Here is a 12,303-nt window from a genome sequence, read left to right on the forward strand (position 1 = left end):
TCGAACTACGGATATAGACAAGTTCCGGCACCGAAACTCATCGCGATGTGGCGCCTCAGTTTCCCGGGGTCACGGCAGGGGCGGGCGGCATCCTCTGGCAACGTGAGTTGTCATCGCCCGCGAAGCGCCCTGAGTTCACCCGGCCGAAATATGTTTGGGGTTGCCTTGGGCCAGGTTTGCCGGAACGGATAGACGAAGGAAACAGATGACCACAACGCAGGCGCGTCCGGTCGAACGACGTGGCTTGATCCAGCGGTTCACCGAGCTGTGCGTCCGGTACGTCGAGCGCCTGATGCCCGACCCCTACTTGTTCGCGGTCATCCTCACCCTGATCGTCGTCGCGCTGGTGGCGCTGCTGGTCCGGGGCGCCACGGCGGCCGGCGTGCTCAAGGCGTGGTACGGCGGGGTGTGGGGCGCGCAGAACATCTTCACCTTCGCGTTCCAGATGGTGCTCGTCCTGGTGACCGGTTACACGCTGGCCGAGGCGCCCGTTCTCAAGCGCGCGATCGTCCGGGTCGCGAGCAAGCCGACCAACCAGGTGCAGGGGGCGTTGCTGTGTTTCGGTGTCAGCACGGTCTTTTCGCTGTTGAACTGGGGCCTGGGCCTGGTGGCCGGCGCGCTGGTCGCGCGGCAGGTGGCAAAACGCCTGCGGGGTGCGCACTTCGGCTACCTCATCGCGACCGGGTTCATGGGGTACATCGTCTGGACGCAGGGCCTGTCGTCGTCGATCGCGCTCGCCAACACCGACACGACGAGCCCCATCAACGTGATTCACAAGATCACCGGCATGACGGTGCCGTTGTCGTTGACGGTCTTCCAGCCCTACAACTGGGTCGCGGTGATCGCTGTGGTCGCCCTGCTTTCGGTCGCGATCTGGCGCATGGCGCCCAGTCAGGGCCTCGAGCCGGATCCGGCCGTGTTCGACGAGGAGCCGGAGCCGGCCGCGCCGACCGGCAGGCGGACGTTCGCCGAGTGGCTGGAGAACTTGTGGATCCTCAACGTCATTGTGTTCGCCGCGGGCATCACGTATTTCGTGCTGAGCGGGTTCGCGCTCAACATCTCGTCGATGATCATGTTGTTCACCATCACCAGCGCGCTGCTGCACCGGACGCCGATCCGGTTCATCCGCGCTTTCTCGGGCGCGGCCAAGGTGTCCGGCCCGCTGCTGCTGCAGTATCCGCTGTACGGCGGGATCGTCGGCCTGCTGGGCTATCTGCCATCGGGCTCGGGCAAGGCGCTGCAGACGGTGCTCGCCGAGGCGGTGGTCCGGGGCGCCGACCAATACACGCTGCCGTTTTTGACCTTCGTCGGTTCGGTCCTCATCTCCTTGTTCGTGCCGTCCGGCGGTGGGCACTGGGCGGTGCAGGGGCCCATCGCGGTTGACTCGGCGCTGGCCATCGGGCAGCACTCGCGGACTTACCTCGGGTTGATCTCGATGTCGGTCGCGGACGGCGAGGCCGTCGCGAACATGATTCAGCCCTTCTGGCTGCTGCCGGTGCTCGCCATCGCGAAGCTCAACGTCCGCCAGGTGATGGGCTTTACCGTCATCGCCTTCCTGATCGGGTTTGCCGTCTCCAGCGTTGCGGTCCTGATCGCGCCATATGTCATCTGAGGTGCGTCGCTCCCCCGTCGACCGGGTGCGCGCCGCGTACCGGCGGATCGGCGAGGTCGAGCGCCCGGAGGTCTGGATCACGGTGCGCGACCGGGCCGACGCTCTGGCCGAGGCCGCTGCCATCGAGCAATGCCTCGCCGCGGGCGAGCGGCTGCCGTTGGCCGGGTTGGTCGTCGCGGTCAAGGACAACATCGACGTCGCGGGCCTACCCACCACCGCGGGGTGTCCCGAATTCGCGTACGTCCCGGCGACCACCGCCCCCGCGGTGCAGCGGCTCAACGCCGCCGGGGCGATCGTGCTCGGCAAGACCAATCTCGACCAGTTCGGCACCGGCCTGGTCGGCACCCGCAGTCCCTATGGCGCCGTTCGCAATTCGCTCGATCCCGAACGGGTCGCGGGCGGGTCCAGCTCCGGCTCGGCGGTGGCCGTCGCGCTGGGCATCGCCGACATCGGCGTCGGCACCGACACCGCGGGATCGGTCCGGGTCCCCGCCGCGCTCAACGGCATCGTCGGCATCAAACCGACCCTCGGGATCATCCCCACCCACGGCGTCGTCCCGGCGAGCGCCAGCTTCGACGCGGTCTCCGTGCTCGCGGCCGACCTCGGCCTGGCCACCGCCGCGGCGGCGACCATGGCCGGCCCGGACTCGCGCGACCCCCGCAGCCGGCGCTGGCCCGCCGACGTCCCACTCGCCGCGCCCCGCGCGCCGCGGCTGGCGATCCCGCAGGCGGCGAACCTCACCGCGCTCAGCGACGCCTACCGGGAGTCGTTCGAGCGCACCGTCGCCCGCGCCGGCGAGGCCGGGTTGAGCGTCGAACCGGTCGACATCTCGGTGCTGCTGGACGCGGCGCGGCTGCTCTACGACGGCGCGCTGGTCGCCGAGCGGTACGCCGCCGTCGGCGAATTCCTCGACACCGCACCGGCCGGCGCAGACCCCGTCGTGGCGTCGATCATCACCGCGGCGCGCGCGATCACCGGCCCGGCCTTCGCCGCCGATCTGGATGCGCTGGCACGCGCGCGGGCCGACGCCGGAGAGCTGCTCGCCGGGTTCGACGCGGTGCTGCTCCCGACCACCACCGAACACCCCACGCTGGAGCAGGTGCGGGCCGATCCCTATTCGATTAACCGCCGCATGGGCACCTTCACCAATTTCTGCAACCCGCTCGACATGGCCGCGATCGCCGTTCCGGGTGTGCCGACCGCCGACGGCGGCCCATTCGGGGTGACGGTCGTCGTCCCGGCGTTTCATGACCAGGTAGCGGTCGACATCGCGGCCCGCCTCCGCGGTGTGCCGTCTCCGCTTCTCGTCGAAACCGGTTGCGAGATAGCGCTATTGGGTTCGAGATCCGTCCGCGGGCGACTCGAACAACTCGGCGCCCGCCACACCGGCCACCTCAGCGCCGAACGGGCGCGGTCGGACGGGGAACTATTCCGGATCTCGGAAGCCGGCCTGGGGCGCCTGCTCGCGGACCCGCCCGCCGGCATGGCGCTGAGCACGATCGAGCTCGAGGACGGCCGCACCGTCAGCGCGATCACCGACGGCGGGCCCCAGGTAGGCGAAACCACCTCTATCCGCGCGTAGGCCGCACACTCGGCGCGTAGGGTACGCGGCATGTCGGGTCGCAAGTATTCGTTCGAAATCAACCGCACCAGCAGCGCGCCCGCGGCGACGCTGTTTCGACTGGTCGCCGACGGCGCCAACTGGTCGAAGTGGGCCAAGCCGATCGTCCTTCAATCGAGTTGGGCGCGACAAGGGGATCCGGCGCCGGGCGGCGTCGGCGCCGTCCGCAAGGTCGGGGTCTGGCCGCTGTTGGTACAGGAGGAAACCGTCGCCTACGAGCAGGACCGCCGCCACACCTACAAGTTGGTCGGGCCGCCCAGCCCGGCCAAGGATTACTTCGGCGAGGTGGTCTTCACGCCGAACGCGTCGGGCGGCACCGACATCCGCTGGACGGGCGAGTTCGTCGAGGGGGCGCGCGGGACGGGCCCGATGATGCGGGCCGCGCTGGGCGGGGCGGTGCGGTTCTTCTCGGGCCGGCTGGTGCGGGCGGCCGAGCGCGAGTCCTAGGAATTTCCCTGCCGAGCGTCGACTTGTTGTCGACGAATCCCGGGAATTGCCAACACAACTCGTCGTTCGACGCTAGCTACGGGTTGTTGGCCTGCTGCTCGGTGAGCTGAGCCTGCTGCATGTCCTGCAGGAATTGCTGCTGGGCCTGTTCGTTTTGTTCCTCGGCCTGTTGCATGGACTGCTGCAGCTGTTGCTGAGCGAGCTGTTGTTGCAACTGGGCCTCGTCGTCGCTGTCGTCGGCGGCGAAGCCCCCGACGGGGCCGCTGGTCGGAGCGGCCAGGGCCACGTCGGCGCGCGCCGTGCCGAACAGCGCGAGCGTCGCAAGGGCCGCGGCCCCGGCGAAAAGTAGTTGGAGCCGCCGCCATTGCCGACGCGGCGTGCCGGTTTCCTGGATCGTCATGCGTTGAGGCTCGCTCCCGTGACTAGCTGCACGCTGGGAAGCGGCTATCGCCGTCATATGAAATCATCCGCTGATGGAGGCGGACGACGCCGAGGAACGCCCGCCGGCACCGCCGGCGTGGCAGCCCAAGCGTGACACGGAGCGCCGGTCGACCGGGATGTGGTGGCGCAACCTCATCGCCGCGGCATTTGCGATTGTCGGATTCGCCTGGGGCGCGCACGCCTACTACGGGTATCACGCCGGGACACCGACAACCGCGACCGTCACTCAACCTGGCGGCGGGAGGGGCGCCAGCACCAAGGGCACGTGGAGCCTCGACGGCGAATTACAGACCGGCGACATCGAAACCGGGCGGCTGTTCGGTGCGCCGTCCGTCGGGTCGACGATGGATGTTCGTGTGAGCGGCGGCACCGCGTATACGGCAAGCGCGTGCTTGCCGGGGTTCGGGCTCGGCGTCTTGATCGCGGGACCGGCTAGCGGCGCGCTCGTGGTGTGGAGCTATCGCAAGAGGGCTGCCCGAGCCGACTGGGATTGACTTTCGCGCCGGACGCTCGGCAAGCGCCGGCTCAGCCGCTACCCTTTTCGCTTTCGTACTTCTTGGCCATGTGTTCGACGGCCTGCAGCTGCGACTGCGCCAGGTCGTCGCGCACCTGACCGGCGCGCGCCGCGGCGTCCAGCGTCGGCTGGGCCAGGCCCTGAAAGTGGGGCATGACCTCGGCGGCGAACAGCTCGGCCGACCGCTTGGTGGCCGCGGGGTTCGCCCACTCGTGGCCCATCTGCAAAAAGCAGCCGAAGCCGCCGGACTGATCCCACAGCCGCTGCACCTGGGCGCGGGCCCGCTCCGGCGTGCCGATGACGCCCGCCCCGTTGTCGTTGATGATGTCGATCATCTCGTCGAGCTGCTCGCCCGGCATGGTCATCTGCGGGAAGGCCGCCACCTTCTGGAAGTAGTTGAACCACGACTCGATGCCGAATTTGACGTCGGCGCGGGCCTGTTCGTCGGTCTCGGCGATGTGCATGGGACCGACCAGGCTCCAGTTCCTGCGGTCGACCTGCGTGCCGAAGGCCGCGGCGCGCTCCTCGACGATGTTCCAGTGATAGGACAGCGCGTCGAAGCCCTCGACGATCAGCGTCGCCCCGATCGACAGCAGCCCGGTGCCGTGCTTGCCGGCCAGCCGGGCCCCGGTCGGCGAGGCCACCGCGGCGACCGCCAGCGGGATCCCGCCTTCGGAGTAGGGGGCCAGCTGCAACTTGGCGTCGAAGAGCTGGTGCGTGGGGGTCTTGGCGCTCACCGTCTCCCCCGCCAGCAACCGAACCACGATGTCGAGGTTGGTCTCGAGCAGCTCGCGCGTGTCGGTGGGATTCAGCCCGATCATCGAGGAATCCGTGGGCAGCGAACCGGGACCCACCCCGCCGATGATCCGCCCATGGGTGAGGTGATCGAGCAGCATCAACCGATCGGCGACCCAGAGCGGGTTGTGGTAGGACAGCGAAATGACGCCGGTCCCAAAGCGAATGCGCTTGGCGCGTTCGGCGGCCGCCGCGATGAAGACTTCCGGGGAGCTGATGATCTCGCTCCCGGCGGAGTGATGCTCGCCGATCCAGGCTTCGTCGAAGCCGAGCGCGTCGAGATGTTCGACGAACTCCAGATCGCGTTGCAGGGCAAGGGTCGGGTTGGTGCCCGCCCGGTGGAACGGGGCGATGAAGTATCCAAACCTGAGCTTGGCCATGGGTGTCCCCTTGCAGTCGAGTTGCGGAGAACCATAACTCAACTCGCCGTGGGTTAGGCCGAAAGGGAGGACGCCCAATATTGCTCAGCCGGCGGGGCCAGATTCACATGGCCCCACCGGCTATCGGAGCAAGTCTTCGCCGACGATCAGTAGCCGCCGCAGAGGTTGCCGACGCAACCGCCGCCGCCGCCCGGTCCGCCGCCGCCACCGCCGACGCCGGGGATGCTGCCGCCGCCGCCACCGGGGCCGCCGCCGCCCGTCGGACCGCCCGGGACGCTGCCGCCTCCGCCGCCGGGACCGCCGCCGCCGGTGGGACCGCCCGGTACGCCGCCGCCTCCGCCGCCCGGGCCCCCGCCGCCGGTGGGACCGCCCGGCGTGCCGCCGCCCCCACCCGGTGCGGGGGACGGCGCGACGCTGGACGTAGGAGTGGTCGTGGTCGATGGCGTCGTGCTGCTGCTCGGCCCCTTATTGCCGCCGCCGCCGCATCCGACCGCCAACACGAGCATGGCCGAACCGCCCACAAGCGCGACGGTGTTCCTGATTCCAGATCTCATCAGCTTCCCCACTCTCCCCTGGCACCACTCTCATGCAGTCCACTTCTCCGTACCCCTGTGCACGGAGGTGCAAACGGGTGGAAACGCTGCCCGTGGGAGCGACGGCCCGAAACGCACGGGGGCCGCCGGATCGAAGTCGATCCAGCGGCCCGGGTGGATTAAGGGACTAGCAGTTCTCGCCGGAGATGCAGCCGGTCAGGGTCGCCGCGTGCACGGCGGCGTGGTGTGCCGGAGCCGGTGCCACGGGCGACGACGGGGTCGTTGGCGACGCGCTGCCCACGGGACCGACGCCCACGCCACCGAATCCGACGGTCACGGCGAGCGCGGCCGCACCGCCGAACATTACGATCGCCGCCCTGGTTGGTGCCTTCATGAGCCACTCCTCTCGTTGTGGAGCAATGGCCTAATTCTACACCTATGCAACTATTGCTGACGGGCATTCTCCCGGGGACGCGTCGTGCCCAGGGCGGGCGCCTACCCCTCCTTGGTGATCAGCTTCCGCAGTGCCACGCGGTCGGGCGTTAGCAGCTCGTTGATCCGCGGGCGGTTCACCTCGGCGACGATGATCTCGCCGACCTCCTGATAGACCTCGCTGAAGATGCCGTGGGACTTCATCTTCGACGTCTGATAGAGGTTGTCCTCGGTGGGCGTCACGTAAATCACCGCGTCGGCCTTGAAGCGGTGCACCAGCCACAGGTGGATCAAGGTCATCAGCCGCTTCTGCCGCAGCTTCTCGGCGAAGGTGTTCTGGTCGCGCACCTGAAGGATGCTGCGGCCGTGCCGGTCCTTGATCGGGTCGACGACGACGTTCGCGAGCTGCTCCTCGCCGTCGCCATAGATGCCGAGTTCGAGCACGTCCGAGCCGGCCCGGCGCGGGCGCAGCTGCACCCGCAGCTTCTCGCCGAGCTGGTAGTACTCGCTCCACATCGCCAGCCACTCCTCGAGCAGCTTCTTCGGCACCTCGGTCTGCACCAGGTGCTGGTGCTGGGTGGAGCCCTCGCCCATCGCCTTGGTGGTCGCGGTCCGGCCGGAGGAGGCGGTCAGCGCCGCATCGCTGCGCGGCCCGCCGACCAGGGTTTGCGGTGTGCGGTAAGGGGACTCGACCAGACGCATCTTCCGTTGCAGGCGGGCCAGCGCCAGCATGCCGTCCTGCCGCAGCGCGGTGGCGAACTCCTCGGCGGCGACGCCGTCGATCTGGTGTCCGCCGTAGGTGATGAAGTTGAAGACAAACCCCATCTTCCCGAGCTCTTCGGGGAACTCCTTCATCTGCTCGTCGGTCATGCCGGTGGTGTCCCAGTTGAACGACGGCGACAGGTTGTACGCCAGCATCTGGTCGGGGAACTCGGCGTGGATGGCGTCGGCGAACTGCTTGGCGTCGGCCAGGTCCGCGGTCTTGGTCTCCATCCAGAGGATGTCGGCAAACGGCGCCGCGGCCAACGACTTGGCGATGGCATACGGAATGCCGCCGCGGATCTGGTAGTAGCCCTCGGGGGTCTTCGCCAGCTCGCAATCCCAACCAGGGTTGACGCCCAACTCCTTCGCCTTCGCCCGGGCGGAGTAGAGCGGGGCCCGCGCGGCGAAGGCACGCCACTCGTCGGAGCTCATCTCGCGCGGCTCGCCCTCGCTCGCGTCGAACTCGAGCACGTCGGCCACGGCCTCGCCGTAGGTCATCAGCCCCGCGTCGTCCTCCCAGGCGGCAACGAACCGCGACTCGACCTGGTCGAAGAGATCGTCGATCGACTGGTTTCCGTTCTCGCGCCACGCATTTACCGCGTCGGAGATCAGGCTCTGGATGCCCTGGCGCTCCAGCCACGCTGTCGCCGCCGCGTACTCGCCTTCGGGAAGCGCGTAGAGCAGGTGACCGTTGAGGTCCTTGACGCCCAGTTCGTAGAAGCGGCGCACCATCGCCAGGAAGCACGCCTTGTACGAGGGAATGTCGAGGTTGGTGGCGCCGAGCAGGAAAGGCTGGTCGCGCTCGTCGGCGCGGCTGTCGAGCAGGTTGGCCGCCTCGGCGTCGGTGCGCGCGACGATGATGCCGGGCACCCGCATGATGTCGAGCTGGAACCGGGCGGCGTTGAGCCGCTTGATCTGTTCGTCCGACGGCACCAGGACCTTGCCGCCCTGGTGGCCGCACTTCTTGGTGCCGGGGCGCTGGTCTTCGATGTGATACCCCGGGACGCCGACCTCGACGAAGCGGCGGATCAGGTTGCGCACGTGCGGGTCACCGCCGTGGCCCGTGTCGGCGTCGGCGATGATGAACGGCCGAAAGTCGTATTCCTTGGCCGCAGCGCGCTTCTGTTCGCTCATCTGCAGGCGCTGGTACTGCTGATTCCGGTCGGCGGTCAGCAGCGCGCGCACCAACACCGCCGCGTCGTCGGGCACCTGGCTCAGCGGGTAGCTGGCGAGGTCCGGCCCGGGATCCTCGGTGGTGGAGCCCTTCGCCGAGGTCGCCCAGCCGCCGAGGTAGATGGCTTCGATGCCCATCCGCTTCATGCTCACCGCCTGGCCGGGCGAGTAGGGGCCGAAGGTCGTGATGCTCTTCTTCGCCGCGAAGAGTTCGCGCAGCCGGTCGTAGAACGCCGCGGCCGCTTCGCGCGCCACGGGGTAGTCGATCGGGATGGTGCCGCGCTGCTCGGCGACTTGGCGGGCCGTGTACAGGCGGGTGATCCCGGCGAAGCGCGAACCCTCGAAGTATCGCTGCGTAGCCTCGACGTCCTGTTCGAACGGCGTGCGGACCGGTGTGTCCGTTTCGATGATGGCCATGGGGTTTACGCTCCTCTTCACGATTTCCGCTGCACGTGAGTTTATCCCCGTAGCAGGCGGTTCAATCAGGGGTCAATGGTCCCGAGCCGAAACCGTTGCCGCGCCGTGCCGGCGGGTTCGTCAGCGGCGCCGCGCGGGCGCTCAGCCAATCCCGCTGCCGACGGACGAACTCCGCGTCGACGACCCGCCCGTGCCCCGGGACGTAGAGGGCGTGGGGGCCGCCGAGCGCGAGCAGCCGGTCCAGCGTTTCCGGCCAGGCCGCCAGGTCCGAATCGGCGTCGATGTACGGGTCGGCCGACTCCTCGACCAGGTCGCCGGTGAAGACCACGACCGGGTCCTCTTCGTCGCCTCGGGCGGGCACCACCACGACCAGGTCCGCGGTCGTGTGGCCGCGCCCCGGGTGGGTGACCGTGACGGTGCGGTCGCCCAGGTCGATCGTGGCGTCGTACCCGCCGACCCGGGGCGGCCGCAGCGCCGCAATCGCGCGATCGACGTCGGCGGCGTGCGCGCCGTAGCTCAGCGCGTGTTCGCGAAGGTGGTCGGTATCCGTTGACAGATACTCGACAACGTCTGGGGTGCAATGGATTTCGGCAGCGCCGAACGCCGAGGAACCCAGCACATGGTCGAAGTGCTTGTGCGTCAGCACCACGTGGGTCACCTGGCGTCCGGTGAGCCGTCGCGCATCGGCCGCGATCGCGGCGGCCTCGGCGAGGGTGGTGCCGGTGTCGATGATCAGCGCGCCGCCGGCGCCGCGCACCAGCCCGACCGTGACGTCGCAGAACGCCAGCCGGCAGCGATGGACGGTGTCGGTCAGCCGTTCCCACGCGAAGTGCACACGAAGGACGGTAGCCCTAGCGGGGACGCGGCGGGACGCGTCGGAAAAAGTTGACATGTCGGGAAAGCCCGACATATCTTGGCGGCGTGGGCACCACTGATCGCGTCTTCGTCGCGCTGGCGAATCCGGTGCGTCGGGAGCTGCTGGAGCTCCTCACGGCGCGGCCGCTGTCCGCGGGGGAACTCAGCGACCGGTTCGAGCTCAGCCGCCCGGCTGTCGCCGAGCACCTCAGGGTGTTGCGCGACGCCGGGTTGGTGGCCGACGAGCCGCAGGGGCGCCGGCGCATCTACCGCCTGACCGCGGAACCGCTGGCGCAACTCGGTGAGTGGCTGCATCCGTTCGAGAAGTTCTGGCGCGCCCGGCTGGCCGGGCTCGCCGAGGCGGCCGAGGAGCTGGAATGACCGAGACACCCGTGGCGGGCACGGCGCCCGCCACCATCAGGGTCGATCAATTCGTTGCCGCACCACCGGCGAAGGTGTGGCGGCTGCTGACCGAACCCGAGCTGATGCGGCGCTGGTGGGCCGAGGGGGACGTGGCCGCCGTGGTGGGCCACCAGTTCACCCTGGACATGCCCGGGTACGGCAGGCAACCGTGCAAGGTGCTCGAGGTCGATCCGCCGCACCGCTTCGTGTATTCCTTCACCGCCGCCTGGACGCTGAGCTGGCGCCTGGAGCCGGAAGGTGCGGGGACTCGAGTGTTCTTGGAGCACAGCGGCTTTGACCTCAATGACAAAAGGATGGCCGAGGCCTTCAATCGCATGGGCCCCGGCTGGCGCGACGTCGTTCTCCCCCGCCTGTCCGGCGCCGCCGCCCAGGCCTGAGCCCTCGAGGAGGAACCGCGATGCGCGCCATCGTCATCACCAAGCACGGCGACCCTTCGGTCTTGCAGGTGCAACAGCGCCCCGACCCGCCGCCACCGGGGCCGGGCCAGCTGCGGGTGGCCGTGCGCGCGGCCGGGGTGAACTTCGCCGACCACCTCGCCCGCGTCGGCATGTATCCCGACGCGCCGAAGCTGCCCGCGGTGGTCGGCTACGAAGTCGCCGGGACGGTCGAGGCGGTCGGCGACGGTGTCGACGCCGGCCGCGTCGGCGAACGCGTGCTGGCGGGCACGCGATTCGGCGGCTACGCCGAGGTCGTCAACGTCGCGGCGAACGACTCCGTGCGGCTCCCCGACCAACTGAGCTTCGAACAGGGCGCGGCGGTGCCGGTGAACTACGCGACCGCCTGGGCCGCGCTGCACGGTTACGGGTCGCTGCGCGCCGGCGAGCGGGTCCTCGTGCACGCCGCCGCCGGTGGCGTCGGCATCGCGGCGGTGCAGTTCGCCAAGGCCGCCGGGGCGGAAGTGCACGGCACCGCGTCGCCCGCCAAGCACGCCAGGCTGGCCGAGCTCGGCGTGGACCGGGCGATCGACTACCGCCGCGACGGCTGGTGGAAGGACCTCGACCCCTACGACGTGGTGCTCGACGCGCTGGGCGGCACGTCGCTGCGCCGGTCGTATGCCCTGCTGCGCCCGGGCGGACGGCTGGTGGGCTACGGGGTCTCGGCGATGCAGCACGGGGAGAAGCGCTCGCTGCGCGCGGCCGCGCCGCACGCGCTGGCAATGCTGCGCGGATTCAACCTGCTGGACCAGCTCTCGGAGTCGAAGGCCGTCATCGGCATCAACATGCTGCGCCTGTGGGACGACCGCGGCACGCTCGAGCCCTGGATCACTCCCCTGGCCAGGGCGCTCGACGATGGCACCATCGCGCCCGTCGTGCACGCGGCGGTGCCGTTCGCCGAGGCGCCCGAGGCCCACCGCATCCTGGCGGCCCGGGAGAACGTCGGCAAGGTCGTCCTGGTGCCCTGAGTTTTTGTTGCCCCGACAGTGGCTATTTAGTGCGTTATGGCTATCACCGATTCCCGCGAAGTCGTCATCGACGCGACCCCGGACGAGATCATGGACGTGCTGTTCGACCTCGAGTCGTTGACCGAGTGGTCCTCGTTTCACAAGAAGGTCGAGATCCTCGAGCGCGACGACGAGGGCCATCCGAGCAAATCGCGGCAGACGGTCAAGATCGTGGGAGTCAGCGATGAGCAGGTCCTGGACTATTGCGTCCACGACGACGGCGTCGGCTGGACGCTGGAGAGCTCGAAGCAGCAACGCGCGCAGGAGGGCCGCTACACGCTGACGCCCGACGGCGATTCCACCCGGGTGCGTTTCGACCTCACCGTCGATCTGTCCGCTCCGGTTCCGGGATTCCTCGTCAAACGGGGCGCCAAGGGATTGATGGAAACGGCGACTGACGGCTTGCGGAAGCGCGTGCTCGAAGTCAAGGGCGGCAAGTAACTTCCGGACCCGCGGT

14 protein-coding genes are annotated in these 12,303 nt (G+C 69.1%); 8 read left to right on the top strand and 6 right to left on the bottom strand.

Annotated features, from left to right (window positions below; genetic code table 11):
- The first annotated feature begins 205 nt into the window (after positions 1–205).
- Genes AWB89_RS10000 through AWB89_RS10010 form a run of 3 tightly spaced genes read left to right on the top strand, consistent with a single transcriptional unit; the run spans position 206 to position 3,680 of the window.
- Positions 206–1,612, top strand: a complete 1,407-nt coding sequence (locus AWB89_RS10000; RefSeq protein WP_085173248.1) for a TIGR00366 family protein — start codon at positions 206–208, stop codon at positions 1,610–1,612.
- On the top strand, positions 1,602–3,194 hold the full coding sequence (locus AWB89_RS10005; RefSeq protein ID WP_085173250.1) for an allophanate hydrolase: 1,593 nt from the start codon (positions 1,602–1,604) through the stop codon (positions 3,192–3,194). The genes AWB89_RS10000 and AWB89_RS10005 overlap by 11 nt, the downstream gene beginning before the upstream one ends.
- A gap of 30 nt (positions 3,195–3,224) precedes the next feature.
- Entirely contained in the window at positions 3,225–3,680 is a 456-nt protein-coding gene (locus AWB89_RS10010; RefSeq protein WP_085173252.1) for an SRPBCC family protein, read from the top strand.
- 76 nt (positions 3,681–3,756) lie between these two features.
- On the opposite strand, the gene AWB89_RS10015 is transcribed toward AWB89_RS10010, so the two are convergent.
- Positions 3,757–4,080, bottom strand: a complete 324-nt coding sequence (locus tag AWB89_RS10015; protein WP_085100345.1) for a hypothetical protein — start codon at positions 4,078–4,080, stop codon at positions 3,757–3,759.
- A 73-nt stretch (positions 4,081–4,153) separates the two neighbouring features.
- On the opposite strand from AWB89_RS10015, the gene AWB89_RS10020 reads away from it, so the two are divergent.
- Positions 4,154–4,615 carry a hypothetical protein gene (locus tag AWB89_RS10020; RefSeq protein WP_085173254.1) on the top strand — a complete coding sequence of 154 codons (462 nt, stop codon included), beginning with the start codon at positions 4,154–4,156 and terminating at the stop codon, positions 4,613–4,615.
- 31 nt (positions 4,616–4,646) lie between these two features.
- Here AWB89_RS10020 and AWB89_RS10025 read toward each other — a convergent pair whose 3' ends face one another.
- The 5 genes from AWB89_RS10025 to AWB89_RS10040 form a co-directional block, all read right to left on the bottom strand.
- The gene (locus AWB89_RS10025) at positions 4,647–5,810 is read right to left on the bottom strand and encodes an LLM class flavin-dependent oxidoreductase (protein ID WP_085173256.1); all 1,164 of its coding nucleotides are present in this window, start codon (positions 5,808–5,810) and stop codon (positions 4,647–4,649) included.
- A 146-nt stretch (positions 5,811–5,956) separates the two neighbouring features.
- Positions 5,957–6,364 (bottom strand): hypothetical protein, encoded by a 408-nt coding sequence (locus AWB89_RS27630; protein ID WP_158089815.1) that lies wholly within the window; start codon positions 6,362–6,364, stop codon positions 5,957–5,959.
- A gap of 166 nt (positions 6,365–6,530) precedes the next feature.
- Positions 6,531–6,737, bottom strand: a complete 207-nt coding sequence (locus AWB89_RS27265; RefSeq protein ID WP_158089816.1) for a hypothetical protein — start codon at positions 6,735–6,737, stop codon at positions 6,531–6,533.
- Positions 6,738–6,838: 101 nt separating this feature from the next.
- Complete coding sequence (gene aceA, locus AWB89_RS10035) at positions 6,839–9,127, bottom strand: isocitrate lyase ICL2 (RefSeq protein WP_085100354.1); 2,289 nt, start codon at positions 9,125–9,127, stop codon at positions 6,839–6,841.
- A gap of 61 nt (positions 9,128–9,188) precedes the next feature.
- The gene (locus AWB89_RS10040) at positions 9,189–9,962 is read right to left on the bottom strand and encodes an MBL fold metallo-hydrolase (protein WP_085173259.1); all 774 of its coding nucleotides are present in this window, start codon (positions 9,960–9,962) and stop codon (positions 9,189–9,191) included.
- 86 nt (positions 9,963–10,048) lie between these two features.
- Between AWB89_RS10040 and AWB89_RS10045 the strand changes: the two genes are divergently transcribed.
- From AWB89_RS10045 to AWB89_RS10060, 4 genes are read left to right on the top strand one after another with little or no spacing between them, the layout of a single operon-like run.
- Entirely contained in the window at positions 10,049–10,363 is a 315-nt protein-coding gene (locus tag AWB89_RS10045) for an ArsR/SmtB family transcription factor (protein ID WP_085100360.1), read from the top strand.
- Complete coding sequence (locus AWB89_RS10050; RefSeq protein ID WP_085173260.1) at positions 10,360–10,782, top strand: SRPBCC family protein; 423 nt, start codon at positions 10,360–10,362, stop codon at positions 10,780–10,782. The genes AWB89_RS10045 and AWB89_RS10050 overlap by 4 nt, the downstream gene beginning before the upstream one ends.
- A gap of 20 nt (positions 10,783–10,802) precedes the next feature.
- Entirely contained in the window at positions 10,803–11,807 is a 1,005-nt protein-coding gene (locus tag AWB89_RS10055; RefSeq protein ID WP_085173262.1) for a zinc-binding dehydrogenase, read from the top strand.
- A 36-nt stretch (positions 11,808–11,843) separates the two neighbouring features.
- Entirely contained in the window at positions 11,844–12,287 is a 444-nt protein-coding gene (locus tag AWB89_RS10060; protein ID WP_085173264.1) for an SRPBCC family protein, read from the top strand.
- The last annotated feature ends 16 nt before the right edge of the window (positions 12,288–12,303 follow it).

The organism is Mycobacterium paraense, from assembly GCF_002101815.1.
GTDB classification, from domain to species: Bacteria; Actinomycetota; Actinomycetes; order Mycobacteriales; family Mycobacteriaceae; genus Mycobacterium; species Mycobacterium paraense.